Origin of the sequence: Azospirillum formosense (assembly GCF_040500525.1) — a bacterium.
GTDB lineage: Bacteria > Pseudomonadota > Alphaproteobacteria > Azospirillales > Azospirillaceae > Azospirillum > Azospirillum formosense_A.
In genome coordinates, this window is record NZ_CP159405.1 from 24,931 (window position 1) to 51,147 (window position 26,217).

At 70.3% G+C, this 26,217-nt stretch carries 26 protein-coding genes and 1 pseudogene; 15 read left to right on the forward strand and 12 right to left on the reverse strand.

Going from position 1 to position 26,217, the window contains the following annotated elements; all coding sequences use genetic code 11:
- Window positions 1–3: 3 nt before the first annotated feature.
- The 3 genes from ABVN73_RS24370 to ABVN73_RS24380 all read right to left on the reverse strand — a co-directional run bounded on the left by ABVN73_RS24370 (window position 4) and on the right by ABVN73_RS24380 (window position 2,731).
- On the reverse strand, window positions 4–891 hold the full coding sequence (locus ABVN73_RS24370; RefSeq protein WP_353861690.1) for an IclR family transcriptional regulator: 888 nt from the start codon (window positions 889–891) through the stop codon (window positions 4–6).
- A gap of 210 nt (window positions 892–1,101) precedes the next feature.
- The gene (locus ABVN73_RS24375) at window positions 1,102–1,914 is read right to left on the reverse strand and encodes an IclR family transcriptional regulator (RefSeq protein WP_353861691.1); all 813 of its coding nucleotides are present in this window, start codon (window positions 1,912–1,914) and stop codon (window positions 1,102–1,104) included.
- Window positions 1,915–2,257: 343 nt separating this feature from the next.
- Complete coding sequence (locus tag ABVN73_RS24380; protein ID WP_170295954.1) at window positions 2,258–2,731, reverse strand: Lrp/AsnC family transcriptional regulator; 474 nt, start codon at window positions 2,729–2,731, stop codon at window positions 2,258–2,260.
- Window positions 2,732–2,936: 205 nt separating this feature from the next.
- Here ABVN73_RS24380 and ABVN73_RS24385 point away from each other — a divergent pair, with 205 nt between their 5' ends.
- From ABVN73_RS24385 to ABVN73_RS24435, 11 genes are all read left to right on the forward strand, one after another.
- Window positions 2,937–3,314 carry a Rid family detoxifying hydrolase gene (locus tag ABVN73_RS24385; protein ID WP_040138336.1) on the forward strand — a complete coding sequence of 126 codons (378 nt, stop codon included), beginning with the start codon at window positions 2,937–2,939 and terminating at the stop codon, window positions 3,312–3,314.
- A 7-nt stretch (window positions 3,315–3,321) separates the two neighbouring features.
- A complete protein-coding gene (locus ABVN73_RS24390) occupies window positions 3,322–4,473 on the forward strand; it encodes a PLP-dependent cysteine synthase family protein (protein WP_353861692.1) in 1,152 nt (383 codons plus the stop codon).
- 78 nt (window positions 4,474–4,551) lie between these two features.
- Complete coding sequence (locus ABVN73_RS24395; RefSeq protein WP_114861325.1) at window positions 4,552–5,049, forward strand: L-2-amino-thiazoline-4-carboxylic acid hydrolase; 498 nt, start codon at window positions 4,552–4,554, stop codon at window positions 5,047–5,049.
- A gap of 32 nt (window positions 5,050–5,081) precedes the next feature.
- Window positions 5,082–6,215 carry an ABC transporter substrate-binding protein gene (locus tag ABVN73_RS24400; protein WP_353861693.1) on the forward strand — a complete coding sequence of 378 codons (1,134 nt, stop codon included), beginning with the start codon at window positions 5,082–5,084 and terminating at the stop codon, window positions 6,213–6,215.
- A gap of 132 nt (window positions 6,216–6,347) precedes the next feature.
- Window positions 6,348–7,265 carry a branched-chain amino acid ABC transporter permease gene (locus ABVN73_RS24405; protein WP_059399728.1) on the forward strand — a complete coding sequence of 306 codons (918 nt, stop codon included), beginning with the start codon at window positions 6,348–6,350 and terminating at the stop codon, window positions 7,263–7,265.
- Window positions 7,246–8,313: a branched-chain amino acid ABC transporter permease gene (locus tag ABVN73_RS24410; protein ID WP_353861694.1), complete on the forward strand. Its 1,068-nt coding sequence runs from the start codon at window positions 7,246–7,248 to the stop codon at window positions 8,311–8,313. Before ABVN73_RS24405 ends, ABVN73_RS24410 begins: the two co-directional genes overlap by 20 nt.
- A gap of 8 nt (window positions 8,314–8,321) precedes the next feature.
- Complete coding sequence (locus ABVN73_RS24415) at window positions 8,322–9,089, forward strand: ABC transporter ATP-binding protein (RefSeq protein ID WP_353861695.1); 768 nt, start codon at window positions 8,322–8,324, stop codon at window positions 9,087–9,089.
- Window positions 9,079–9,828 carry an ABC transporter ATP-binding protein gene (locus ABVN73_RS24420; protein WP_353861696.1) on the forward strand — a complete coding sequence of 250 codons (750 nt, stop codon included), beginning with the start codon at window positions 9,079–9,081 and terminating at the stop codon, window positions 9,826–9,828. Before ABVN73_RS24415 ends, ABVN73_RS24420 begins: the two co-directional genes overlap by 11 nt.
- Window positions 9,829–9,847: 19 nt before the next feature.
- A complete protein-coding gene (locus tag ABVN73_RS24425; RefSeq protein WP_051658725.1) occupies window positions 9,848–10,378 on the forward strand; it encodes an L-2-amino-thiazoline-4-carboxylic acid hydrolase in 531 nt (176 codons plus the stop codon).
- Window positions 10,375–11,574: a M20 aminoacylase family protein gene (locus ABVN73_RS24430; protein ID WP_353861697.1), complete on the forward strand. Its 1,200-nt coding sequence runs from the start codon at window positions 10,375–10,377 to the stop codon at window positions 11,572–11,574. Before ABVN73_RS24425 ends, ABVN73_RS24430 begins: the two co-directional genes overlap by 4 nt.
- Entirely contained in the window at window positions 11,571–12,875 is a 1,305-nt protein-coding gene (locus ABVN73_RS24435; protein ID WP_353861698.1) for an FAD-binding oxidoreductase, read from the forward strand. The genes ABVN73_RS24430 and ABVN73_RS24435 overlap by 4 nt, the downstream gene beginning before the upstream one ends.
- Window positions 12,876–12,924: 49 nt before the next feature.
- Here ABVN73_RS24435 and ABVN73_RS24440 read toward each other — a convergent pair.
- A pseudogene (locus ABVN73_RS24440) lies at window positions 12,925–14,100 on the reverse strand (MFS transporter); the annotation flags it as partial.
- Window positions 14,097–15,290, reverse strand: coding sequence for a serine hydrolase domain-containing protein (locus ABVN73_RS24445; protein ID WP_353861699.1), 1,194 nt, complete (start codon window positions 15,288–15,290; stop codon window positions 14,097–14,099). The pseudogene ABVN73_RS24440 and the gene ABVN73_RS24445, both read right to left, overlap by 4 nt.
- A 116-nt stretch (window positions 15,291–15,406) precedes the next feature.
- On the opposite strand from ABVN73_RS24445, the gene ABVN73_RS24450 reads away from it, so the two are divergent.
- The 3 genes from ABVN73_RS24450 (at window position 15,407) to ABVN73_RS24460 (ending at window position 18,502) form a co-directional block, all read left to right on the forward strand.
- Window positions 15,407–16,315, forward strand: a complete 909-nt coding sequence (locus ABVN73_RS24450; protein WP_353861700.1) for a LysR family transcriptional regulator — start codon at window positions 15,407–15,409, stop codon at window positions 16,313–16,315.
- A 67-nt stretch (window positions 16,316–16,382) separates the two neighbouring features.
- Window positions 16,383–17,933, forward strand: a complete 1,551-nt coding sequence (locus ABVN73_RS24455; RefSeq protein ID WP_353861701.1) for a tetratricopeptide repeat protein — start codon at window positions 16,383–16,385, stop codon at window positions 17,931–17,933.
- Window positions 17,816–18,502, forward strand: coding sequence for a hypothetical protein (locus tag ABVN73_RS24460; RefSeq protein ID WP_353861702.1), 687 nt, complete (start codon window positions 17,816–17,818; stop codon window positions 18,500–18,502). The genes ABVN73_RS24455 and ABVN73_RS24460 overlap by 118 nt, the downstream gene beginning before the upstream one ends.
- Window positions 18,503–18,508: 6 nt before the next feature.
- Here ABVN73_RS24460 and ABVN73_RS24465 read toward each other — a convergent pair whose 3' ends face one another.
- From ABVN73_RS24465 to ABVN73_RS24480, 4 genes are all read right to left on the reverse strand, one after another.
- On the reverse strand, window positions 18,509–19,618 hold the full coding sequence (locus ABVN73_RS24465; protein WP_353861703.1) for an FkbM family methyltransferase: 1,110 nt from the start codon (window positions 19,616–19,618) through the stop codon (window positions 18,509–18,511).
- Window positions 19,619–19,756: 138 nt separating this feature from the next.
- Window positions 19,757–19,999 (reverse strand): hypothetical protein, encoded by a 243-nt coding sequence (locus ABVN73_RS24470; RefSeq protein WP_040137885.1) that lies wholly within the window; start codon window positions 19,997–19,999, stop codon window positions 19,757–19,759.
- A gap of 109 nt (window positions 20,000–20,108) precedes the next feature.
- Entirely contained in the window at window positions 20,109–20,537 is a 429-nt protein-coding gene (locus ABVN73_RS24475) for a VanZ family protein (RefSeq protein ID WP_353861704.1), read from the reverse strand.
- 100 nt (window positions 20,538–20,637) lie between these two features.
- Window positions 20,638–20,838 carry a hypothetical protein gene (locus ABVN73_RS24480; RefSeq protein ID WP_014200194.1) on the reverse strand — a complete coding sequence of 67 codons (201 nt, stop codon included), beginning with the start codon at window positions 20,836–20,838 and terminating at the stop codon, window positions 20,638–20,640.
- Between the two features lie 306 nt (window positions 20,839–21,144).
- Between ABVN73_RS24480 and ABVN73_RS24485 the strand changes: the two genes are divergently transcribed.
- Complete coding sequence (locus tag ABVN73_RS24485; RefSeq protein WP_109068451.1) at window positions 21,145–21,825, forward strand: response regulator transcription factor; 681 nt, start codon at window positions 21,145–21,147, stop codon at window positions 21,823–21,825.
- A 60-nt stretch (window positions 21,826–21,885) separates the two neighbouring features.
- Here ABVN73_RS24485 and ABVN73_RS24490 read toward each other — a convergent pair whose 3' ends face one another.
- From ABVN73_RS24490 to ABVN73_RS24500, 3 genes are all read right to left on the reverse strand, one after another.
- Window positions 21,886–23,502, reverse strand: a complete 1,617-nt coding sequence (locus ABVN73_RS24490; protein ID WP_353861705.1) for a GAF domain-containing protein — start codon at window positions 23,500–23,502, stop codon at window positions 21,886–21,888.
- 143 nt (window positions 23,503–23,645) lie between these two features.
- The gene (locus tag ABVN73_RS24495) at window positions 23,646–24,233 is read right to left on the reverse strand and encodes a DUF6655 family protein (protein WP_145689405.1); all 588 of its coding nucleotides are present in this window, start codon (window positions 24,231–24,233) and stop codon (window positions 23,646–23,648) included.
- A gap of 250 nt (window positions 24,234–24,483) precedes the next feature.
- Window positions 24,484–26,217 (reverse strand): fructose-specific PTS transporter subunit EIIC, encoded by a 1,734-nt coding sequence (locus tag ABVN73_RS24500; protein ID WP_353861706.1) that lies wholly within the window; start codon window positions 26,215–26,217, stop codon window positions 24,484–24,486.

Below are 26,217 nucleotides of genomic sequence, written 5' to 3' on the forward strand. Positions count from 1 at the left end.
TCCTTAGGGTGAGAGGGCCGGCTCGGCCGGGGCGGCGTCGATGCCCAGCGCGCGGGCCATGTCGCTTGCGGCGCGGTGCAGGACCGGCAGGCGCTCGGCCACCGACTCCCGCGACAGCCGGACCTTCGGCGCCTGCACCGCCAGGGCGGCGACCATCCGTCCCGCGCCGTCGCGGATCGGCACCGCCGCGCAGAAGACGCCCGGCATGTATTCCTCGTCGTCGAAGGAGTGGCCGCAGGCGGCGATGCTGTCCAATTCCGCGCGGAACAGCGCCGGGTCGCACAGCGTCGCCGCCGCCATCCGGGGCAGCGGCAGGCAGTCCAGCAGGCGCCGCCGCGGCAGCTCCGGCAGGAAGGCGAGGAACAGCTTGCCCATCGCCGTGCAGTGCAGCGGCACCCGCGAGCCGACGCCGAATTCCAGCCGCAGCGGCCAGCCTTCCACCTCGACGCGGTCGAGATAGACGACGTCGCCGCCCTCCAGCACGCCGACGTTGCAGGTCTCCCCCAGCTCCAGGCTGAGCGCCCGCAGCCGGGCGTGCGACGGGGCCTGGACCAGGGAGCTGCGCAGCGCGTTGAGCGCCAGGCTGCGCAGCTTCGGGCCGACGGTCACCAGCCGGCCGTCGATCGGGCGGGCGAGGAAGCCGCGCTCCTCCAGCATGGCGATCAGCCGGTGCGCGGTCGGCTTCGGCAGGGCCAGCTTCTCGGCGATGTCCTTGACGGTCATCGGCTGCCCCGCCGCGGCCACCGCGTCCAGCAACGCCAGGACGCGGTCGGCGAGGGGCCGGCGATCACCAGGGGTGTTGTCACCGGCGTTGGTGTCGGCGGCGTCTTCGATTGTCGGTTCGCGGGGCTCCCGCAACGGAGCGGAGCCCAAGGCGATCTTCCGCGTCATCGTTCCTCCCCGTGACTGGAAGCGTATCGCGCGGCCTCTTGGTCTCATTCAGCGATACGATTTGTATCATTAACTCACAGGACCCTGGGTCGCGCAAGCCCAAAAAGTTCGTGTACCCAATTATCCATACATACGGGGGCATGCACCGTCGGCATCCCGCGGCGTGGGCGATGAAACGTCCGGTTTTGAAGAACGATGGGGGTAGGGAGGTTATCCGAACTGCGCGGACAGGGACTCGGCGCCGCGGCGGAGGATGGGCAGGACCTGCTCGACGCGGTCGTGCGACAGCCGGACCTTCGGGGCCTGCACGGCGATGGCCGCCACCGTCCGGCCCGTGGAGGACAGGATCGGCACCGCCACGCAGAACACCCCCACCACATACTCCTCGTCGTCGAGCGAGTAGCCGCGCGCGGCGATGCGCTCCACCTCGGCGGCCAGCGCCGCCGGATCGGTGAGGGTGTGGGCGGTCTGCGCGGAGAAGGGGCCGGAGGCGAGAAGGCGGCTGCGCATGCCGTCCGGCAGGGTGGCGAGGAACAGCTTGCCCATGGCCGTGCAATGCATCGGCACGCGCGATCCCACGCCGAACTGGAGCCGCAGGGGCCAGTGCTCGACCTCCACGCGGTCGAGATAGACGACGTCGCCGCCGTCGAGGACGCCGACGTTGCAGGTTTCGCCCAGTTCGGCGCTGACCGCGCGCAGCACGGAGCGGACCGGCGCGCGCGACAGCGAGGCGCGCAGGATGCCGACCGCCAGCCGCGCCGCCTCGACGCCGATGATGACGTCGCGCGTTTCCAGGTCCCGCGCCAGAAGCCCCTTGTCGATCAGGCCGTTGACGAGGCGGTGGGCGGTCGGCTTGGGCAGTCCGAGCGTCGTCCCGATGGTCTTCACCGCCAGCGGGCCGGCGGCCGACGCGACCAGTTCCAGGATGGCGAAGGTCCGGTCGGTGGCGGCGGCCTTCGGCTTGGCCGCGTCGTCGGAGACGTTGGCGGCGGCGTCGGGAGTCTGGGTGCTGCGCGTCTTCAAGGTTCGCCCGCCCTGGCGGTTTCGTCGTCTCATTGAGTGAGACGTGACGCATATAGAGCGGCCGCTTTGCGCAGGCAATAGGCAACGGGTACTCAGCGCGGGCTTGGAATGGGAAGCCGTGCCGGTCCGCCCGAACGCCCGATCCATCCGCCTGCCAGCGGTCACAAAGAAATGTTTTTTCAAAAGCCGCGTTCAGAGCAAAATTATTTTCTACGACGAAGCGCCATCCCGGCCAAAAAAGTAAAAAATTCTCATACGAACCATGCGATATTGAGAATAACCACAGGGGCTTCGCGAAAATTGCCGAAGCGTGAGTCTAAAAAGAAAACCGAAAAGTAAAATCCTAGCTGGTCTGGGTTTTTACATAAGAAAGAGGGACTTCCGTTGTCGACTTCATTTCCTCCATGGCGAACATCGACGAGACATCCTGAAGCTCGATGCGCTCAATGAGCTTTCGATAGAAGGCGTCGTAGGCCTTGATGTCCGGAATGACCACCCGCAGAAGATAATCGATTTCGCCGCTCAGCCGGTAGAGATCGACAACCTCCGGTATGTCGGCCACCACGCGGCGGAACTCCTCCAGCCATTCCGCCGAGTGTTTGCTGGTTCGGACGGCCACGAAGACGGTCACGTCGACGTTCAGCTTGGCCCGGTCCAGCAGAGCCACGCGGCGGCGGACATAACCTTCCTGTTCAAGGCGTTGCACACGGCGCCAGCAGGGAGTGGCGGACAGCCCGACCTGCTTGCCGAGGTCGGCGAGCGACAGGGTCGCGTCGGCCTGGAGAGCGGCCAGGATCTTCCGGTCGGTGGCGTCGATGGTCATCGGGGTTGCTCGGGGCCTTCACGGTTGGGACGGATGATTTTGCTCGTTTGGCCCGCCAGGAGAAAAGCTTTTTCGTTTTGAGGATTTTGCAAGCACCCGCATGCCGTTCCCGCAGGCGGACCGCCCGGCCTTTGGGCAGCCCAGCCTTCGAACGGGCGACGGTCGCCGCCGCAGGGCCAAACCAGGAAAGATCAGGATGATGACCGACACCATCGCCACGGACAAAGCCCCGGCCGCCATCGGCCCCTACGCCCAGGCCCGCGTCGCCGGGGGGCTGCTGTTCGTCTCCGGCCAGCTGCCGATCGACCCGGCCACCGGGGCCTTCGCCGGCCCGGACGCGCCCACCCAGGCGGCGCGCAGCCTGACCAACATCGCGGCGATCGCCGAGGCCGCCGGAACCAGCCTGGCGAAGGCCGTGAAGATGACCGTCTACGTGACCGACCTCACCCAGTTCAAGGCGGTGAACGAGGTCTATGCCGGCTTCTTCCAGGCGCCGTTCCCCGCCCGCTCGACCGTCGAGGTGTCGGCGCTGCCGCTCGGCGCGTCGGTCGAGATCGACGCCGTCATCGCGCTCTGAGGGTGACATGACCGCTTCCGCGCAGACCGTGACGCTGCAACCCGGCGCCGGTTCGATCCGTCAGCCGCTCCGCCTCGATTACACCCCGTTGCCCGAGGCCACCGGCCGCGACTGGACCCGGCGCGCGATCGAGCTGCTGGAGACCGAGGCGGCGCGGTCGCCCGACACGCCGCTGCTGAAGCTGGACGTTCCGGAGCTGTCGGGGATCGACATCTACCTGAAGGACGAATCGACCCACCCCACCGGCAGCCTGAAGCACCGCGTCGCGCGGTCGCTGCTGCTGTTCGCCATCTGCAACGGGCGGATCGGCGAGGGCACGCCGGTGATCGAGGCGTCGTCGGGGTCCACCGCGGTGTCGGAAGCCTATTTCGCCCGGCTGCTCGGCCTGCCCTTCCACGCGGTGATGCCGCGCGGCACTTCGGACGAGAAAGTCGCCGCCATCGAGCTGCACGGCGGGCGCTGCCATTTCGTCGAGTCCTCGAAGGCGATCTACGCCGAGGCGGCGGCTCTGGCGGTGCGGCTGGGCGGCGTCTATCTCGACCAGTTCACCTACGCCGAGCGCGCCACCGACTGGCGCACCGACAACATCGCCCAGTCGATCTTCGGCCAGATGCGCAGCGAGCGCCACCCGGTGCCCGACTGGATCGTCATGAGCGCCGGCACCGGCGGCACCGCCGCCACCATCGGGCGCCACATCCGCTACCGCCACCTGCCGACCCGGCTGTGCGTTCCCGACGCCGAGCATTCGGTCTTCTACGACAGCTTCGTCAACCGCGACGCCGCGCTGACCTGCGAGCGTGGGTCGCGCATCGAGGGCATCGGGCGGCCCCGCGTCGAACCGTCCTTCATCCCCGAGGTCGTCGACCAGATGATCAAGGTGCCTGACGTGGTCTCGCTGGCGGCGATGCGGGTGCTGTCGCGGCGGCTCGGCCGGATGGTCGGCGGGTCCACCGGGACCAACTTCTTCGGGCTGTGCTGGATCGCCGGACGGATGCGCGACGCCGGGCGGGCCGGTTCACTGGTCACGCTGATCTGCGATTCCGGCGAGCGCTACCGCAACACCTACCACGACGACGCCTGGATGGCGCGGGCCGGTTTCGACACCGCCGCCGACGAGGCGCGGATCGAGGCCTTCCTGCGGGGCGGCCCGTCCCTCTGACGCAAAAAGAACAAGCGCGTTCAAAAAACAAAAATCGCCACCGCAAGACAACTGGCAGAAAAACAGGAGCATTCACCGATGGACGAGTTTCGCACACTTCTGCGCAACGCGATGAAGAGCCGCGCGATGGTCTATGAGGCGGCCTTCGACGAGATGCGCAAGGAGATCGGCGAGGAGAAGGCCCGGGAGATCATGGCGCGCACCATTTATCGCCGGGGTGCGGCCATCGCCCACAATTTCGCGCCGCACGCCCCGGCCGATCTGGCGGGCCTGCGGGACTCCTTCCTGAAATTCATCCCCGACGCCGAGGCCCAGTTCGGCCCCGAGGTCGTGCGCTGCACCGACGAGGTGCTGGAGATCCGCTTCCACACCTGCCCGCTGAAGGAAGCCTGGCTCGAGGCCAACCTGCCGGCTGAGACGGTGGAGACGCTCTGCGAACTCGCCGGCGCGGTCGACAAGGGCACCTTCGAGACCGCCGGCTTCGAGATCGAGGTCGACACCTGGAAGCCGGGCCGCAGCACCTGCTGCCACCTGACGATCACGCCGGGCGCCGCGGCACCCGCCGCCGCGAACTGATTGCCCAGCCTCGCCGACAGGGGAACCGAACCATGAGGAAGCAGACCGTTCTCGGCACCGCTCTGGGCGCCGTTCTTGGCGCCATGCTGGCCGCCACCGCCGTCCAGGCCGCCGACCGCGAGATCGTCATCGGCTATCAGGCGCCGCTCAGCGGCGACCGCAGCCAGTACGGCGAGATGTTCCGCAACGCCGCCCAGATCAAGCTGGAGGAGTTCAACGCCTCGGGCAAGCTGGCCGGCGCCAAGGTCGCCATCACCTTCGAGGACAGCAAGGACGATCCCAAGGAGGCGCGCAACATCGCGCACAAGTTCCTCGACAATTCCAAGATCGTCGGGGTGATCGGCGACTTCTCCTCCACCGTGTCGATGGCGGCGGGCGAGATCTACGCGGCGGAGAAGATGCCGCAGCTCTCCCAGACCGCCTCGCACCCCGATTTCACCAAGCTCAGCCCCTGGCAGTTCCGCAACATCACCACCCAGGCCTTCGAAGGCCCCTACAACGCCGACTGGATCATCGCGGCGGGCATGAAGACGGCGGCGGTGATCTACATCCAGAACGACTGGGGCATCTCGGCGCTCGACGGCTTCGTCAGCGGCTTCAAGGCCAAGGGCGGCAAGATCACCGCCACCGAGGCGTTCAACCCCGGCAACCGCGATTTCCGCTCCATCCTGACCAAGGTCGCCCGGCAGAAGCCCGACGTGATCTACCTCGCCATGTTCTACGAGGAGGGGGCCGCCTTCGCCCAGCAGCGCGAGCAGCTCGGCATCAAGATCCCGCTCTACGGCACCAGCTCCCTCTATTCGCCCAAGCTGATCGAGCTGGGGCGTGAATCGGTGGAGGGGCTGCACCTCGCCACCACCTTCACGCCCGACAACCCCGATCCGGCGGTGCAGACCTTCGTGAAGGAATACGCCGCGCGCTTCAAGTCGGAGCCCGGCATGTTCGCCGCCCAGGCCTACGACGCGGTCGGCATCATGCTGGACGCCGTCGCCAAGGCCGGCCCGTCGGTGACGCGCGAGAGCCTGCGCGACGCGCTGGCCGCCACCACCGACTATCCCGGCGTGACCGGCGCCACCAGCTTCGACCCCGTCACCCGCGAGCCGGCGAAGGCGCTGGCCAAGATGATGGTGAAGGACGGCCGCTTCCAGGTCGTGACCGGTCCCTGACCGGCCCCTGACGGGCGCGGGCCGGGACGACCGTTCCCGGCGCGCGCCACACGATCCGCTTTTCGGGACACACGCCGTGGTGCGCGCTCCGCCGGGACCGGCGGGCGCGCTCCCCGAAGCCTGGAGCACGCCATGGTCTTCGATGTCTTCTTCCTTCAGCAGGTCATCAACGGCCTGTCCATCGGGTGCGTCTACGCCCTGATGGCGATCGGCTTCACGCTGATCTTCGGCGTCCTGAACGTCGTCAACTTCGCCCATGGCGAGGTCTACACCATCGGCGCCTTCGTCGGGCTGATGGTCATCACCGCGATGGCCCCGCCGCTGCTGGCGGTGGTGCCGCTGGTCCTGGCGGTGGGCGCGGTGTCCGGCGTCGGGCTGGAGCGCATCGCCTTCCGCCCCTTCCGCCGCTTCACCGACGAGGCCAGCCAGAAGTCCCGCGCCATGCGCGAGGCGACGCTGCTCTCCTCGCTCGCCGTGTCGATCGTGACGCGCGAGATCATGATGCACATCTTCGGCGGCGACATGCAGGGCATCCCGTCCGGCTACCTGCTGCAGCAGCCGGTCGCCATCGGGCCGGTCATGGTCGCCAGCGGCAGCCTGGTCATCTTCGCCACCTCCGCCGTCATGCTGGGCGCGCTGCAGTTCCTGCTCTACCGCACCCAGACCGGCCTCGGCATCCGTGCCGTGTCCAACAACCAGCTCGGCGCCCGCTACGTCGGCATCAACACCGACCGCACCATCGTCACCACCTTCGCGGTCGGCTCGATGCTGGGCGCCACGGCGGGAATCCTGGTCGGCCTCTACGACGGCGCGATCTCGCCGCACATGGGCTTCGCGCCCGGCGTCAAGGCCTTCGTCGCCATGGTGATGGGCGGCCTGTCGAGCATCCCGGGGGCGGTCGCCTGCGCCCTGCTGCTCGGCGTGTCGGAGAGCATCGCGACCGAGTTCCTGTCGAGCGGCTGGAAGGACCTGATCACCTACAGCCTTCTGGTCATCACGCTGGTCTTCTTCCCGCAAGGATTGTTCGGACATGGACGTGAACGTGCCTGACGCCCGGCTGATGCCGGACACCCTCGCGCCGCCCGCCGCGTTTTCCGGGCGAGGCCGGCGGTTCGCCTGGACATTCCTCCTGCTGGCGGTCGCCTTCGGCGCCGTGCCCGCCGCGATCGTCGGCACCGGGTCCAGCTACCTCGCCCAGATCGCCATCACGACGATGATCTTCGTGATCCTGTCGGCCAGCCTGAACCACGTGACGGGCACCGCTGGGCTGCTGTCGATCGGTCACGCCGCCTTCTACGGCATCGGCGCCTACGCGGCGGCGCTGCTGTCGACCAGGCTCGGCCTGCCCTTCATCGTCACGCTGCCGGCGGCGGGGCTGATCGCCGCGCTGTTCGGCTTCCTCGTGGCGCTGCCGACCATGCGGCTGGTCAGCATCTACTTCGCCGTCGCCACGCTCGGCATCGGCGAGATGATCTACGTGGTCTTGCTGAACTGGGTGGACCTGACCCGCGGCCCGATGGGCATCCGCGGCATCCCGCCGATCGAGCTGTTCGGCTGGCAGGCCGACACGCTGCTCAGCCGCTATCTGGCGGTCGCGGTCATCGCCGTCGCCTGCGTCTGGGTGCTGCACCGGCTGACCCACTCCTACTACGGCAACGCGCTGCGGGCGCTGCGCGAGGACGACCAGTGCGCCGACAGCATGGGCATCAACGTCGAGCGGCTGAAGATCGAGTCCTTCGTCGTCGCCACCTTCTTCGCCGGCATCGCCGGGGCGCTGCTCGCCCACACCTCCGCCTACATCGCGCCGGACAACTTCCGTTTCATGGAATCGATCCTGATCCTGGCGATGGTGGTGGTCGGCGGGCTGGGCAGCCTTCCCGGCGCGGTCGTCGGCGCCCTGTTCATGATCGTCCTGCCGGAAGCGCTGCGCGACATCGGCGATTACCGCATGATCGCCGTCGGGGCGACCATGTTCCTGTCCATCCTGCTGCTGCCCAAGGGCATGCTGGCCGAAGGCACCGCGCTGGGCTTCGTCCGCCGCTCCTTCTCCCGCGGCTGGGCCACCATCGCCGGCGGCACGCCCGTCGGCTGGAAGTGAGGCAGATCATGAGCAACACGCTTCTCTCCATCCAGGGGCTGACCCGGCGCTTCGGCGGCCTGCTGGCGGTCAGCGACGTCAGCGCCACCATCGCCAAGGGCGAGCTGGTCGGGCTGATCGGCCCCAACGGCGCCGGCAAGACCACCCTGTTCAACCTGATCACCGGCTTCACGCCACCGTCGGACGGCACGGTGACCTTCGACGGGCAGGACGTCACGGGCCGCAAGCCCTGGCAGATCGCCCGCATGGGCATGGGCCGCACCTTCCAGAACCTGCGCGTCTTCCCCAACATGACGGTGTTCGACAACGTGTCCGTCGGGGCGGTCGGCGCCTTCGGCCAGTCGCCCTGGCGGGCGCTGGTCAACGGCGGCGCCCACAGCCGCGCGGTCAGCGAGCGGAGCTGGGAGGCGCTGGAGCGCGTCGGCCTGACCGCCCAGGCCGAGGACATCGCCGCCAACCTGTCCTACGGCAAGCGCAAGTATCTGGAGATCGCCCGCGCCCTGGCGACCGCACCCCGCCTGCTGATCCTCGACGAGCCGGCGGCCGGCCTCAACGACACCGAGACGGCGGAGCTGGCCGACTTCATCCGCCGCCTGCACGCCGGCGGCGTCACCGTCCTGCTGGTCGAGCACGACATGGGGCTGGTGATGGGAAGCTGCAGCCGCGTCATCGTCCTGGCGTCGGGCCGCAAGATCGCCGACGGCACGCCGGAGGCGGTGCAGCGCGACCCCGCCGTCCTCGAAGCCTATCTGGGAGTGGAAGACGATGCCGCTTGACGGAGCCCAGGCCAGCAACACCGCCGCCACCACCCGCCGCATCCTTGAGGTCCGCGACCTGACGGTGCGCATGGGGCCGCAGGAGATCCTGCGCGGCGTCTCGCTCGACGTGGCGGAGGGGGCCATTGTCGCCGTGCTGGGCGCCAACGGCGTCGGCAAGACCACGCTGATGCGCGCCTTGTCCGGCATCTACCGCACCAGCGGCGGCGCCACCGTCTTCGACGGCGAGGACATGACCGACAGCCCCAGCCACGAGGTGGTGCGCCGCGGCCTCGCCCAGGCGCCGGAGGGGCGGCAGATCTTCGGCACCATGACGGTGCGGGAGAACCTGCTGCTGGGCGGGCGGACGCTGCGCCACGACCGCGCCGCCCGGATGGAGCGGATGCTGGAGCTGTTCCCCCGCCTGCGCGAGCGGCTAACCCAGAAGGCGGGGTCGCTGTCCGGCGGCGAGCAGCAGATGCTGTGCATCGCCCGCGCCCTGATGTCGAAGCCGCGCCTGCTGCTGCTCGACGAGCCGTCGCTCGGCCTCGCGCCGATGGTGGTGAAGCAGATCTTCGACCTGCTGGTCCAGATCCGCGGCGAGGGCACCTCGATCCTTCTGGTGGAGCAGAACGCCCGCGCCGCGCTGCGCGTCGCCGATCATGCCTATGTCATGGAGGCGGGAAGGGTGACACTCTCGGGCAGCGCCGCCGATCTGGCCGCCGACCCGCGCGTGCGGGCGGCCTATCTGGGCGGCTGACCGAGAAAGGATCGCAGTGATGACCACCGACACCGAAAACGCCGCTCCTGCTTCCGCCCCCCTGCCCATCCTGGAGCGGCGGCGCATCGAGGCGGCCTTCGCCAAGGCGCTCTATGACCAGCTCCTGCCCGAGATCGGGCGGGAGCGGGCGCGCGCCGTGCTGGCCCGCGCCATCGAGGTGATGGCCCGGGAGGCCGGCGCCGCCATGGCGGCGGAGGACCGCGCCACCCGCGGCACCGCCGACCTCGCCACCTTCCACGAGCGGCTGGCCCTGTGGACCGCCGGGGACGCCCTGCGGCTGGAGGTGATCGAGAGCGCGCCCGACCGGCTGGGCTTCAACGTCACCCGCTGCCGCTACGCCGAAAGCTACCGCGCTATGGGCGTGGAGGAGATCGGCGACATCCTGTCCTGCAACCGGGACGGCGAGTTCATGTGCGGCTACCGGCCCGACGTCCGCTTCACCCGCACCCAGACCATCATGCAGGGCGCCAGCCACTGCGACTTCCGCTACAGCCTGCCGGCGGGCGGACCCCAGGAGTCCCCGGAATGACCATCCCCGCGAACGTCCGCCTGCACCCCGCCGCCGAGGCCCTGGCCCCGGAGATGCGGCAGTGGCGGCACCATCTGCACGCCCATCCCGAGACCGCCTTCGAGGAGCACGAGACCGCCGCCTTCGTTGCCGACAAGCTGCGCGCCTTCGGGCTGGAGGTGGCGACGGGGCTGGGGCGCACCGGCGTGGTCGGCACGCTGAGGGGCCGCCGCCCCGGCGGCCGGGCCATCGCGCTGCGCGCCGACATGGACGCGCTGCACATCCACGAGACCAATGACTTCGCCCACCGCTCGGTCAATCCGGGACGGATGCACGCCTGCGGCCACGACGGCCACACCACGATGCTGCTGGGGGCGGCGAAGATCCTGGCCGACGATCCCGACTTCGCCGGGACGCTGCACGTCATCTTCCAGCCGGCCGAGGAGAACGAGGGCGGTGCGCGCGAGATGATCGCCGAGGGGCTGTTCGAGCGGTTCCCGGTGGACGGCGTCTACGGCATGCACAACTGGCCGGGCCTGCCGCTCGGGCAGATCGCGCTGCGGCCGGGGCCGATGATGGGCAGCTACGACATCTTCGAGGTGACCGTCCATGGCAAGGGCAGCCACGCCGCCATGCCGCATCTCGGCCACGACCCGATGACCGCCGCCGGTCATCTGCTGACCACCCTGCAGACCATTCCCGGCCGCAGCCTGCACCCGCTGGACAGCGCCGTGGTCTCCACCACCTGGATCACCGGCGGCGACACCTGGAACGTCATCCCGGCGGAGGTGACGCTGCGCGGCACCGTTCGCGCCTTCAAGGAGGGGGTGCAGGACGTGGTCGAGGCGCGGCTGCGCGCGCTGGCCGAGCACACCGCCGCCGCCTTCGGCTGCACCGCCAGCGTGCGCTACGAGCGGCGCTACCCGGCGACCGTCAACAGCGCTGCCGAGACCGCGCTGTGCGCCCGCATCGCCGCCGCGCTGGTCGGGGAGGAAAACATCGACCACGACCAGATGCCCTCCATGGGGGCGGAGGATTTCGCCTTCATGCTGAAGGAGCGGCCGGGCTGCTACGTCTGGCTGGGCAACGGGCCGACGGACGGCGGCTGCCTGCTGCACAACCCGGGCTACGACTTCAACGACGCCAACCTGGCCATCGGCGCCAGCTATTGGGTGGCGCTGGCCAGGACGCTGCTGGTGGAGGAGGCGACGCGATGAGCGCGCTTCTCAAACCGCTGCTGGACGCGCCGCTGCCGGACTCCCACTGGGCGGCGAGCGCCGTCGCCGGTCCGGAGACCGGCCCGCTGGACGGGTCGGTTCGGGTGGACGTGGCGGTGGTCGGGGCGGGAGTCACCGGCCTGTCGACGGCGATCCATCTGGCCGAACAGGGCGTGCGCGTGGCGGTGCTGGAGGCGCGCGAGCCGGGCTTCGGCGGGTCGGGCCGCAACAACGGCCAGATCATCCCGACGCTGTCGCGCCTCGACCCCGCCAACCTGACGGCGGCCTACGGCGAGGCCAAGGGATCGGCGCTGGCCCGCTTGGTCGGCGGCTCGGCGGCGCTGGTCTTCGACCTGATCGAGCGCTACCAGATGCGCTGCGACGGCGTGCAGAAGGGCTGGATCCAGCCGGCCCACCGGCCCGGCCGCATGAAGGCGGCGGAGCAGCGGGTCGCGCAATGGCGGGCGCTGGGGGCGGAGGTCGCGCTGCTCGACGCGGCGCAGACGGAACGGGCGCTGGGCACGCGCTTCTGGCACGGCGCCATGGTCGCCCCGACCGGCGGGCATGTGAATCCGCTGTCGCTGGCCCGCGAGATGGCGCGCGCCGCCCTCGGGCTGGGCGTGGCGATCCACAGCGACACGCCGGTCGTGTCGATCGCGCGCGCCGGCACCGGCTGGACCCTGACCACGCCACGCGGCGGCGTGACCGCCGACCGCGTCGTTCTGGCGACCAACGCTTACACCGACGATCTGTGGCCGGGGCTGCGCCGCTCCGTCGTGCCGGTGCTGAACTTCCAGATGGTGACGGAGCCGTTGTCCGCCGCCCTGCGCGCCAGCGTGCTGCCCTCCGACATGGCGTGCAGCGACACCCGCGGCGACCTGCATTTCTTCCGCTGGACCGCCGACAACCGGCTGGTCTCCGGCTGCACGCTGGTGCGGTCGGCGGACGTAGAGCGGCGGGCGCGGGAACGCACGCGGGAGCGCATCCGCCGCGTCTTCCCCCAGATCGGCAACCCGGCCATCGCGCGGAGCTGGAGCGGGCATCTGGCGATGACCGCCGATTTCCGGCCCCATTTTCACGAGCTGGCGTCCGGCGTGACCGGGGCGGTCGGCTACAACGGGCGCGGCATGGCGCTGGGCACCGCGGTGGGCCGCGAACTGGCGCGCCACGCGATGGGAACGGGCGCGGCGGAGCTGGCCTTGCCCTTCACCCCCGTGAGGCCGCTGCCGTTCCACGATCTGGTGACGCGCTTCTCGCGGCTTTACATGCTGCATCTGCGCCGGCTGGACCGCACGGACTGACGGTGGCGGCGGCCTTCTCTCCGCCTCCAGCCGCGCCGGTCGGAGGGGAAAAGCCGTGCCGCCTCGCTCTCACGACAACCAGCAGCGCCGCCGCCAGCAGCACCAGCAGGGCCGGCGCGAAGGCGCCGACGCCCAGCCGTTCGAGCAGCACGCCGCCAACGATGCCGCCGCCGGCGATGGCCGTGTTCCAGGCGGTGACCAGCATGGACTGGGCGACATCCGCCGCGTCGCCCGCCGTCCTGGCCAGGGCCGTCTGGAACAGCGTCGCCGCACCGCCGAACGCCAAGCCCCAGGCGGCCACCGCCGCAAGGACCACGGCCGGGGCATCGCCCGCCGCGCCGAGCACCAGCGCGGACAGACCGAACAGGCCGGTGCTGGCCAGAGTCAGCGCCCGCAGATGGCCGTCGATCAGTGCGCCGACGATCCAGATGCCCAGCAGCGACGCGACGCCGAACAGCAGGAGCGCCAGATCCGTCCGCCCTTCCATGCCCGACGCCGCCAGGAACGGCGCGATGTAGGTGTAGAGGATGTTGTGCGCCAGCACGAAGGCCAGCACCACGAACAGCACCGGGCGCACGCCGGCCATGGTGAACACGCGCGCCGGCGTCAGCCGTTTGCTTGCCGCCTGTCCGGCGAAGTCCGGCAGCGCGACGCGCACCCAGATCATGAGCGCCAGCGCCAGAGCGCTCATGATGCCGAAGCACACCCTCCAGCCCACCAGATTGCCGAAAAGGGTGCCCGCCGGCACGCCGAGCGCCAGCGCCAAGGGCGTACCGGCCATCGCGACGGCGATGGCCCGGCCCTTCTGGTGGTCGGGCACCATGCGCGCGGCGTAGCCCGCCAGCAGCGCCCATGTCAGGCCGGCCGACACGCCTGCCAGGAGACGCGCCACCATGGTCAGGGCGAAGCTGGCGGAAAAGGTCGTGACGGTGTTGGCGACGACGAAGCCGGCGACGGCCGCCAGCAGCAGCGGGCGGCGGCGCACCCCCTGGGTGGCGGCGGTCAGCGGGATGGCCGCTGCCAGCGAACCGGCGGCGTAGATCGTCACGGTCTGGCCGACCCAGGCCTCGGTCACACCCAGCCCTTGGGCCATCTGCGGCAGCAGTCCGGCGGGCAGCGCTTCGGTGAGGATGGTGATGAAGGCCGCCATGGCGAGCGCCAGCAGCGAGGCCAGGGGCAAAGGGTCCGAAGCGGCGGCGCCCGTGCGCGGGGGCGTCCTCCTCATGGCCGCGCATCCAAAGCGCCGTAGACCGCGTCGCGCAAGTCGGTGACGAAGCGGCCGGACATGCCTTCGTAGAGCGTGTTGGTGAAGGCGACGACGCTGAGGCCCCGCGCCCGGTCCACGAACCAGGAATGGCCGTAGGCTCCGCCCCAGCGCCAGGTGCCTTCCGATTCGGGCGAGGCGGCCGAGGCCGGGTCGCGCAGGACCGAGAAGCCCAGCCCGAAACCGAAGCCGGGCGCGTTGGGCAGGTCCCGGCCGTCCGTCTGGTCCCGGGCCATCTCCGCGATCAGCGCGCCGGGCAGGAGCGCACCACCGCCTTGGCGCAGGGTTTCCAGCAGCCGCAGAAGATCCTCCGCCGTGCCCGCCATGCCCGCGCCGCCCGACGGAAAGGCCTGCGGATCGAAGATGCGCGCAGGGCTGTAGGCGATGCCGACGGCGCCCTCGAAGGGGGAGACCGTCTCGCCCTCGGCCAGCCGATGCGGCCGCGGCGTGCCGTTCACATAGGCGGTCGCCACGCGCTGGGGATCGCGGGCGGTGAAGCCGGTGTCCGCCATGCCCAGCGGGCCGGTCACCAGACGGCAGACCGCCTCGTCCAGCGTTGTGCCGTGGACCCGCGCGACCAGCGCGCCCAGCACGTCGGTCGCCAGTGAGTAGCCCCAGCCCGTCCCCGGTTCGTAAAGCAGCGGCACGCCGGCAAGACGGCGCAGGTTCTCGTCCAGGCTGATGCCGGACGCGTCCATGCCGTCCGACACGCCGGCCCGCGCATAGGGGCCGTCCGCGTCGGCCTCGAAGAAGCGGTAGCCGAGACCGGCCGTGTGGCTGAGCAGCTGCCGCGCCGTGATGCGCGCCGGTCGGCCGTCGGCCAGCCGGGGCTGGAACCGGGGCAGCCAGCGCGCGATGTCCGCGTCGAGGTCGAGCCGGCCTTGCGCCACCAGAGCCAGAGCCGCGGTGGAGACGATGGGCTTGCTGACCGAGGCCAGACGGAAAACCGTCTCCACGGCCATCGGCCGCGCGCTTTCGCGATCGGCGAAGCCGGCGGCCTGCCGATGGACCAGCGCGCCGTCCCGCGCCACCAGGACGACGGCGCCGACAAGCCGCTGTTCGTCGAGCGCCCGCTGGACAGCGCTGTGGATGCGCTCACGGAGGGTCGCCGGCGGAACGCCCTGGCGGAGGACAAAGGGTGGATGGGTCATGGCACGCGGCTCGTTTCAATGGGCGATGCCGTGACGATAAAAATCCTGCTATTAAAGAAAAAGATGGGCGCAGTTCCTGATTATACGGAGCTGGATGTCCGCAATGGAGGCGCGGGATGGACAGCCTGAACGGCTTCGTGGTGTTCGTGCAGGTTGCCGAGACGCGCAGCTTCGTCGCCGCCGGCCGGCTGCTCGGCGTGTCGGCCTCGGCCGTCGGCAAGAGCGTGGCGCGGCTGGAGGAGAAGCTGGGCGTGCGCCTGTTCCACCGCAGCACGCGCAGCGTCACGCTGACCGCCGAGGGCACGCTGTTCCTGGAGCGCAGCCGCCGCATCCTGGCCGAGATCGAGGCGGCGGAGCTGGAGCTGTCGCAGGCCTCCGCCGCGCCGCGTGGGCGCCTGCGCGTCAGCCTGCCGCTGGTCAGCTCGCTGGTCCTGCCGGTGCTCGGCGAGTTCATGCGCGCGTACCCCGAGATCGAACTGGACCTGGACTTCACCGACCGCATGGTCGACGTGATCGAAGAGGGCTTCGATGCCGTGGTGCGCACGGGCGAGCCGGCCGACTCACGGCTGTCGGCGCGCCGGCTGGGGAGCTTCCGTTCGTTGCTGGTCGCCTCGCCGGACTATCTGGCGCGGCGCGGCACGCCGCGGACGCCGGCTGACCTGCGGCAGCACGCCTGCCTGCATTACCGCTTTCCCAGCAGCGGCAAGCTGGAAACCTGGGCGCTGCGGCAGGTCCCCGGCGAGCCCGAACTGCAACTGCCGACCTCGATGATCTGCAACAACATCGAGACGCGCGTGTGTTTCGCGCTGCAGGGCCTGGGGATCGCCTACCTTCCGGACTTCGCTATCCGCGAGCCGTTGGCCGATGGCCGGCTGGAGCCGGTCCTGGCCAATCACGTGGAGCGCACCGGCGTTTTCCATGTGCTGTGGCCGGCGAGCAAGCACCCCTCGCCGAAGGTGCGGGCGCTGGTGGATTTCCTGCGCGCGAGGGTGTTCCCGGCCGCGAAGGCCAAGCTCGGCGGTTGACAGTCCGGGGGCGGCCCGGCCACTGTGGCGCCATCCCGAAGCGGCCCCACGCGGATTGCCCCGGCTCATGGCCACCGTTTCCGAAGCCCTGTCCATCGCGCTCGACCATCACATCGCCGGGCGCGTGGCGGAGGCGGAGACCCTCTATGGCCGGATCCTGGAGGCGGTCCCCGGCCATCCCGGCGCCAGCCACCTGATGGGGCTGCTGCTCGCCCAGACCGGGCGGGCCGCGGCGGCGCTGTCCCATCTCGACGCCGCCGTGGCCGGCGATCCGGCGTCACCGACCCACCATCTCAACCGCGGCAAGGTTCTGGACGCGCTCGGACGGACCGCGGACGCGGCGGCGAGTTGGCTCGCCACGCTGCGCCTGCAGCCGGATCATAGGGAGGCGGCGGAGCGGCTGGCCCCGGCGCTCCGCGTCCTGGCCGAGACCGCGTTCGATTCCGGCGCCCTGGCCTCCGCGGCGGCGCTTTACGAACGGGTGCTGGCCCTCGACCCGCAAAACCTGTCCGCCGCCTTCGACGCGGCGATGGCCGGCAAGGGGCTTGGACGGCTGGGGACGGCGGCCCGGCTGGCGGGATTCGCGGCCCGGCTCGACCCGACGCTGTTGCGCGCCCGCATGGCCGAGGCGGAGGCACGGCAGGCGCTTGGCGAGACGGAACGGGCCATCGCCGCGCTTCGTCCGGCGCTGGCCCTGGACCCCGCGCAGGGCGGTTGTTGGGCGAGCCTGTGCCTGCTGCGCAACGACCTGGGGCAGCGCGGCGCGGCGGTCGCGGCGGCGCGGCGCGCGGCGCTGGCGGCACCCGCCGACAGCGGGCTTCTGGTCCGGCTCGCCGCCGCCCAGCAGATCGCCGAGAAGCCGCGCGCGGCCCTGGCGGCGGCGCGGCGCGGCCTGTCGCTCGACCCGGCTTCGGCGGAGCTGCACCTCGCCCTCGGCGCGGCGCTCGACGCGGTGCACGCCCTGAAGGCGGCCGGGCGGGCGCTGGACCACGCCGGCCGGCTGCGTCCCGGCGACGCGGCGGCGCTGGCCGAGCACGGCCGGCTGTGCGAGCGCGCCGGCCTGGCGGAGCGGGCGGCGGCGCTGCTGCGACGGGCGCTGGCCGCCCGTCCGGACGACGGGGATTCCTGGGTGGCCCTCGGCCGCGCCGCGCTGCGGCGGGGTGATGCGGCGTGGGCCGGCCGTTGCGCGCGCCGCGCGCTGCGGCTTGCCCCGGCCTGCCCACCGGCCTGCTGCTGGCCGGCGAGGCCCGCGAGGCGCAAGGGGCCGACCGCGAGGCGCTGGCCCTCTACGACCGGGCGATCGCCGCCGCACCGGGCCTCGGCACCGGCTTCTCCCGCCGGGCGATGCTGCTGCTGCGCCGGGTCGTGGGCGACAGCCCGCCGCCGCGCCAACCGTCGGGCAAGCGCCGGCTGTCGGTGTCCACGCTCGGTCATGCGGGACGCTTCGGCAACCAGCTTCTTCAATACGGTTGTCTGCGCGTCTGCGCGGAGCGGAACGGGATGGAGCTCGAAACGCCGGAATGGATCGGTCGCTATCTCTACGGCCTGGACGATCCGCTTCCCGGCCCGCCGCTGCCCAGCCTGCACGAGGAGGACTGCGGCGTTCCGGCGCTGCTGAACGGGCGGGCGCTGGCGGGCGCGGACGGTCACGACGTGGTCGGCTATTTCTGCGGCGAGACCACGCCTCTGGCACCGCACCGCGAGCGGTTCCGCGCCTTCTTCACACCGGTCGGCGCGGTGGCGGAGCGCGCCGCGGCGGCGCTCGACGGGTTGCGGGCGCGTGGGCGGACCCTGGTGGCGATTCATCTGCGCCGCGGCGATTTCGGCCGGAACGACCGGTTCTGGATCGCGCCGGAGGGCTGGTATCTCGACTGGCTGGCCGATCTGTGGACGACGCTGGACCAACCGGTGCTCTACCTCGCCACCGACGCGCCGGAACTGGCGGACCGCTTCGCCCGCTACCGCCCCGTCCTCGCCGGCGATCTGGGGGCGCCGCTGCCGGGGGCGGAGTTCTTCACCGACCATTGGATCCTGTCGCGGGCCGACCACGTCGCCGTGTCCAACAGCTCCTTCTCGGTGACGGCGGCGCTGCTGAACCCGGCGTTGCGCGCCGCCCTGCGCCCCGACCGCGAACGGGCGCGGCTGGTGCCCTTCGATCCCTGGAACGCGCCGGTCCTGCTGCCCTGACCGGTGTCAGCCGGGACGGCGGACGTAGAGCGCGTCGCCCCAGCTGTGATGGTAGGGGCTGGTCTCGGCGACGCGGTCGAAGCCGTGGGCGAACAGGATGTCGTCCACATCGGCGGCGAGGCCCGAGCCCTCGTACAGCTCCGCGTAGCTCACCTCGGTCACCACCGCGTCGAACCGGGCCAGCCAATCGCCGCAGCCGGTGAGAATCCGGCACTCCGACCCCTGCGCGTCGATCGCCAGCACGTTGAAGTCCTCCGGCGCGAGGCCGTTGGACGCCAGCAGGGCCGGCAGGGTCCGGGTCTCCACCTCGATGACCTCGTCGACGGTGATGTGGGGATAGACGGCCAGATGCCCGGTCGGCTCCAGCAGGGAGCTGGACTGGCGGCTCGACATGCGGGAAAAGCGCGCCCGCCCGGCCCGGTCGGACACCGCGGCGTTCAGGCAGACGACGTCGCCGTTGCCGGCGAAGCGGGCCTGCAGCGTGGCGAAGGTGGCCGGGTCCGCCTCGACGAACAGGACGTGGGCACCGCCGGCTTCCCGGTAGTTGGCGTATTCCTCCCCCTCATGGGCACCGACATGGATGATGCCGCGCGGGACGACGCCGTGGCGGGGAAACAGGTCCTTGTAGCGGAACATGCCCTGGCTGCGCGCGAACAGCCGGTTCCAGTGCCGGGGGGCGACCGCCATGTGCGTGCCGCCGCGCCCGTCCTCCGGCGGCGTGGCGCGGAATTCCAGATTGCGGTCGGCGAAGCGGAACAGCGAATAGCCATGGGCTTGAAGGCGCGCGTAGAGCGCGGCCAGTCGTCCGCCGGTCTCGGTTTCCTCGAACTGGAGGAAGTCGATGCGGCGCAGGCGCAGCAGATCGGCGGCACCCTCCAGCACCGCCAGGGCGTCGCCGCAGCCGTCCAGAACCAGCCAGTCGATGTGGCGCGGCCCGACCGGACCGCACCACGCGTCGAGTTCCGGCGCGGAGGATGGCAGGGCAAGGCACGCTCGGCCGGCGGCGGAGTCCGTCCAACGCCCGGCACCGGTTCCGACCGCCACCAGAGCGGCCTCGGGCGGCAGGAAGGCTTTTTGAAGCGGGAGGCCGGGAAGGGGAAGCGTCTCGTGCTGCATCTCGTCACCGCAATGGGGCTGATGAACAGTCCCAAGGGATGATCGCAGCCGCTTCCCGTCGCCTTGGCACGGTCGCCATTGTGGAAGCGGACGCGGGGCGGGTCAACGCTGCCGCCCCGATCGCGTTGGCTTGCGGCGTCAGGCCGCGCGGTGGAGGAAGCCCAGATGCTGCGGCGCCAGGGTGGAGGCCCACTCCTCCGCCGCGTCCTGCGCCTCGCGGCGGGTGGCGAACCAGCGGGCGTCGGGGGTCCAGCTCAGCCCTTCATGCTCCGCGTGCCAGTTCCACCAGCCGTCGGTGGCCTCGCAGACCGTCAGCATCACGCCGAACGCGGATTCCAGGGCGCGGGCGCCGGTCTTAGCCTTTTCGTTATGCCAGTCCATAAGCGTTACTCCAGATGTCCTGCCTTTCGGCATAGCATAGTTCGGTAGACGAACAAAACCAAAAACGGAGGAGGCTGCTCGGGATTGCCGGTCCGGGCGTTGCGTCCCCTCACTCCGGTAAGGACGCAAACGCCGCGGGTTGCGTGACTATTCCATGGCGCGGGCGGCGCGCGCGTTGGACGGTGCGATGTCCCAGCCGGACGGTCATGATTCCCAGGGCGATTCCCACGGCGTCCCCGGCCAGATCGGACAGGCTGGCCTCGCGTCCCGGGACGAAGGATTGCGCCACCTCGATGGCGGCGCCGAGCGCGAAAACCGCCAGCACCGCCAGGACGGCGGCGCGCCGGCTGGCGCTGGCCAGGAGGCCGAGCAGGGTCAGGAGCCCGAAGGCCCCGGCGTGCACCAGCTTGTCGAAGCCGTAAAGGCCGCTGGGCGCCAACCGCGGTTGCAGCGCCGCCCAGAAGGCGATTCCCATCAGGCCGAGCAGGGTGCCGAACGCCAGCCGGCGCCAGAGAAGGGGAAATGGGCGGAACGTCATGACGGCCTCCTGCGACGAAGGCCATCCTGCGCGGAACACTCTCAAGAGCCGGTTAACCGCCTAATGTCCGCGCTGTGACATCAGGCGGGCAAGAGCCGTTTCAGGAACCGGTCGCCAGCCCCATGGCAATGCCGCGCGCTTCGGTGAAGGCGGCGCGCTGCTGCACCAGCGTCCCGTCGGCGTAGACGCCCCAACCGCTCTGCGAGCCGGTGGCGTGGTAACGGATTTCAATCCGGCGGTGACAGTCCTGCATCACGAAGTGACACGGGCTGATCTTCTTCCACATGGACACCATCGGCATATCGGGCACCCATCCAAGCGATGAATTACGATGACTGTACCAATGGCTGATTATGGTTGCCGTGATATTAACGAGACGGCCCCCGATTCCCGCGCAAAATGGGTAGTGGCCTGTTCAGGCGCGGTTTTTCCGAGTTTCCGGGCATCCGGGAGCGTCCTGGACCGGCTTTCCGGGGTGGGGCATATGCCCGATGGGAGGACGTGCCTCGGACTTCATTGGTTAATATTCTACTAACGGACGGGTGGTCGGCCCGCCAACGATAGGGTAGGGTGGCTCATCTCAATCACCTTCGAGAGTGACTGGACGATGCAATCGGTCTCCATCTTTCTGATCGACGCCAACAAACTTTTCCGCGAAGGCATGAAGGCCCTCTTCTCGGAAGGGGAGTTCCGCATCACGAAAGAGGCCGCCAGTTTCAGCGACGTACCGCCGCCGGGCATGATGGAGGGCGACACGCCCGAACTGATCATGATGGACCCGGCTTCCGCTAACGGCACGGTCCAGGCCGTCACCGTCCTGCGGGAGCAGTATCCGAGCGCGCGGCTCGTCCTTCTGGCCAGCCACCTCGACGCCCAGGAAATGGCCAACGCCATCCAGGCCGGCGCCGACGCCTTCCTGATGAAGGACATTTCCCCGGCCGCGCTGGCGCAGTCGCTGCGTCTGGTGATGATCGGCGAAAAGGTCTTCCCGACCCATCTCGCCGCCCTCCTCATCACCGGCAAGGCCGGCGCCAACACCAGCGCCAACGGCCCGACCGCGGCCAAGGGCCTGTCGCAGCGCGAGACGCAGATCCTGGAGCGGCTGCTGCAGGGTGACAGCAACAAGATGATCGCCAATCATCTGAACATCACCGAAGCGACGGTGAAGGTTCACCTGAAGAGCCTGTTGCGCAAGATCAACGCCTCCAACCGCACCCAGGCCGCCATCTGGGCGCTGGAGAACGGCTTCGGCGGCAAGGTCGAAAAGCCGATGGAAGCCGTCGCCTAAGGTTCAGGACGCCGCGCCATCCCGGAACCCCGTGGCTTCGACGCCTGACCGCTGGAAAGCTCAGGCTGGAAAGGTCAGAACGAAGCGGGTTCCGGGGCGGCCGCCCTGATCGGGGCGGTCGATCTCCAGCGTTCCGCCGAGCTGGCGCACCAGACCGTGCACCAGCGTCATCCCCATGCCCTGCCCCATACCCTGCCCCGACCCGGCGGGCTTCACCATGCCGGCGCCGTCCGGCAGGCCTCCCCCGTCGTCGGTCACCGTCAGCCGCCGGTCGTCTCCGCAGGCTTCGAAGCGGACCGTCACCGTCCCCTGCTGTTGCGCGCCGAAGGCGTGCTTCAGGGCGTTCAGCACCAGCTCCGTCACGATCAGCCCCATGGACGAGGCCTGCGCGGCGGGCATCGGGATTCCGTGCGCGGCGTCGATGACCAGCGTGCAGCGGCCCGAATCGATGAAGGCGCCGGTCAGGCTTTCTCCCAGCCGTTGCAGATAGTCGGCCGCGTCGAGCGTGGCGAGGTCGTTGCGCGTCGCCTCGAACAGGCGGCGCTGCACCAGCGCCATCGCCTGGATTCGCGAGAAGGCCTGCTCCACCGCCTTGCGCGCCGCCGGGTCGGTGACCGTGGCGGTCTGCATCGACACCAGCCCGTGCAGAAGCTGGAAGCTGTTCATGATGCGGTGGCTCATCTCGTGGGCCACCAGCTCGCTGCGGCGGGCCTCGTCGAGCGCCGCGGCCAAGCCCTGCGCCGCCCGCTTCTCCGCGTCGATGTCGCTGACCACGACGACCACGCCGGTGATCCGCCCGCCGCCGTCGCGCAACGGGGCGGCCGACACGCGCGTCCAGTGCTCCGTCCCGTCGGCGGCGCGGTGCAGGAAGTCCATGCCGGGCACCACGATCTCGCCCCGCAAGGCGCGCGCACCCGAGAAATCCTTGCGCTCGACCGGTCGCCCGTCGGGGTGGAAGGCGCGCCAACGCTGCGCTTCCTGGTCGTCGGCGGACGGCAGGGAACCGTTGGTGTAGTCGCGCATCAGCCGGTTGCTGCGGGTGATGCGCCCCTGCGTGTCGTAGACCGCGACACCGACGGGAAGATGCTCCAGCACGGAGGACAGCAGCGCCTCGCTGGACTGGCGCTCGCGCTCCGTCCGGTCCCGTTCGATCAGCAGGGCGGCGGTGTGGGTCAGTCGATCCACCCATTCCAGGTCCTGCGGGCCGGGGACGCGAGGGGTGGCATGATGAATGGTAAAGGCGCCCAGCACCGCGCCGCTGGCGGCGCGGATCGGGGTGGACCAGCTGGCGGCGATGCCGTGTTCCCGGGCCAGCGCGTGGTAAGGCGCCCAGCGCGAGTCCAGCGCGACGTTCTCGACCACCACCCGCTCCCCGCTGTGGACGGCCAGCCCGCAGGAGAAGGTTTCAGGGCCGATCGCGGCCCCGTCCATCGCCCGCGCGTAGGAGTCCGGCAGGCCCGCCGCCGCGGCGAAGCGCAATGTGAGGCCGCCCTCGCTCACCAGGACGATGGCCGCCCGCGCGTCGAACCGTTCGGCGCCCGCCCGCACCAGCGGGGCCAGTGCCTCGTCCAGCCCGGCGCCGCCGATCGCCCGCTCCAGGGCGGTCTTCTGGGCGAGCAGCAGCCGTTCCGATCCGTGGACGCCGCCACTGTCCCGCTCCGCCTTCCGGTCGCCCAAAATGCCGTCGCCTTTGCGCCTGATGCCGCGCCCCACAGGGCAACGGCATGTTACGCGTCCGCCCCCGGCCGCGCCAGAGAATGCGGCCGCGGCTTCGGTTGGACGCCGATTTTGCGTGGACGCGCCCGCGTCGGTTGGTGTCGTCAGTTGGTGTCTTCGGGGTAGGGGGGCGAGGTGCGCCAGGAGAACAGCGTCATCGCCCGGTAGCTCTGCTCCCCCGACAGGCCGTAGGCCGGCTCCGTCGAGGCGACCAGGGCGCCGCTCTGGTTGTCGTAGGCGAAGGCGGAGAATTTGGCGACCGCCTGGTTCTCGGTGGAGCTGTAGACCGACGCTTCCGGCAGCGTGATCGCACCGGGCAGGGTGATCGGGGGAATGCCCAGCACCGTCTTGCTCTGGTTCACCGACAGGGCGCCCAGCCGGATCTCGATGATCGTGTCGGCGGCGGCCCGGTCGGGGACGAGGCGGACGCCCTGGCGCAGCAGCGATTCCTTGATCGCGCTGGCGGCGTACTTGGCGTCGGTGCCGTCGAAATTGCCGGTGTCGAGGAAGGCGCGCTTGTCCGCCGGCAGGTCCAGCCTCAGGCGGTTGGCGGCGTTGTCGGCGGCGCTGGAGATCAGAAGCTGTTCGGTGGCGGTCCGGGACGGAAGGCTTTCCTTCACATCGGTGCATCCGGCGGCCAGGGCCGCGGTGGCCGCCAGCGCTGCAAGGATCATCGGTCTGTTGCGGGGCATTCGGGTCCTCGTGCTTTTCGTCTCCGGCTTCTCAGGTTCGCCCGCTCCGGGCAAGGGAGAGATTTGGGACCAAGCCCACAGGCCGAACAGAAAAAAAGCCACGCATGGAAACCATGCGTGGCCTGAGTCTAGGGAGGAAACGCCCTATAGAGCGTGCTGCCGAGGCAGCAATAGAAAGATAGGGCTGACGAGGCGTTCTGTCCAGGGGTTATGTAAACGTTTTCATCTCAAGACTGTTTTCGCAGCGCTGTTACGCCGCCACCACGCTACTGGCCGGACGCTTCAGGAGACGCAGCGCGACCGCGGTGGTGACCGTTCCGGCGACCAGGGCCACGACGTAGCCCGCCAGATGGGTGACGGCGTTGGGGATGGGCAGGACGAAGATGCCGCCGTGCGGAACCTTCAGCTCGGCCCCGATGCCCATGGAGATGGCCCCGGTCAGCGCCGCGCCCAGCACCAGCGCCGGGATGACGCGCAGCGGGTCGCGGGCGGCGAAGGGGATGGCGCCCTCGGTGATGAAGGCGATGCCCAGGATGCCGGCGGCGTTGCCGGCCTCCCGTTCCTCCTTGGTGAAACGGTCGGCGAACAGCTTGGTGGCGAGCGCGATGCCCAGCGGCGGCACCATGCCGGCGGCCATGGCGGCGGCCATCGGCGTGTAGACCTGGGACGCGATCAGGCCGGTGGAGAAGGCGTAGGCGGCCTTGTTGACCGGCCCGCCCATGTCGAAGGCCATCATCGCGCCGATCAGCAGGCCAAGCAGGATCGCGCTGCTGCCCTGCATGCCCTTCAGCCAGGCGCTCAGCGTCGCCAGGGCCTCCGCCACCGGGGCACCGACCACGTAGATCATGGCGAGGCCGGTGATCAGCGAGCCGAGCAGCGGCAGGATCAGAACCGGCTTCAGCCCCTCCAGATTCTTGTGCAGCCTGATGTTGCGGTTGAGGACGCTGGTGGCGTAGCCGGCGATGAAGCCCGCGACGATGCCGCCGAGGAAGCCGGCGCCGAGGTTGGCGGCCAGGATGCCGCCCACCATGCCCGGCGTGATGCCCGGCCGGTCGGCGATGGAGAAGGCGATGTAGCCGGCCAGCGCCGGAACCATCAACGCGAAGGCGCCCTTGGCTCCGATCTGGAACAGCGCGTTGCCCAGCGTGCCCTGCTGGCTGTCCTCGAACACGTAGATGCCGCCGAGCGCGAAGGCGATGGCGATCAGCAGGCCGCCGGTCACCACGAAGGGCAGCATGAAGGACACGCCGGTCATCAGATGCTTGTAGGGGCCGCTGCGCTGCGCCGCCGCGTGCTCCGCCTTGGCGGCCTTGCCCGCCGCCACGCCGTCGGCCGGAGCCGGGGCGCCGCCGTGGGGCTGCGCCTCGGCCAGGGCGCGTTCGACCAGGGCGCGGCCGTCGTTGATGGCGGGCTTGGTGCCGCTCTTGAAGACGCGCTTTCCGGCGAAGCGGGCGAGGTCCACCTGCGTGTCGGCGGCGATCAGCACCACGTCGGCCTCGCGGATCTCCTGCTCGGTCAACGTGTCGCGCGCCCCGACCGAACCCTGCGTCTCCACCCGAACGGCGTGGCCCAGCGCCTGGGCGGCCTGCTGGATGCCTTCCGCCGCCATGAAGGTGTGGGCGATGCCGGTGGGGCAGGAGGTGATGGCGACGATTTTCTTCGTCGCCGTCCGGGCCGGGGCCGGAGCGGCCAACGCCTGTTCCAGCACCGCCCGCGCGTCGCGCAGCACGGCGTCGAGCGCCGCGGCGCTGCGCGTCAGCCCGGCGAAGCGCTCCTCGCCCAGATCGCCGGAGCCGACGAGAATGACTCCCTGCGCGCCCTGCGCCGCCCCGGTGGGCAGCGTGTTGCGGACGCCGAGGCTGGAGCGCACCTCCACCTGGATGGTGTGGCCGAGCGCCGCGGCGGCCTTGCGCAGCGCTTCGGCGGCCAGGACGGCCTGGGTGCTGAGATCGCCCGCCGCGATCACGGCCAGCATGTTCGCCAT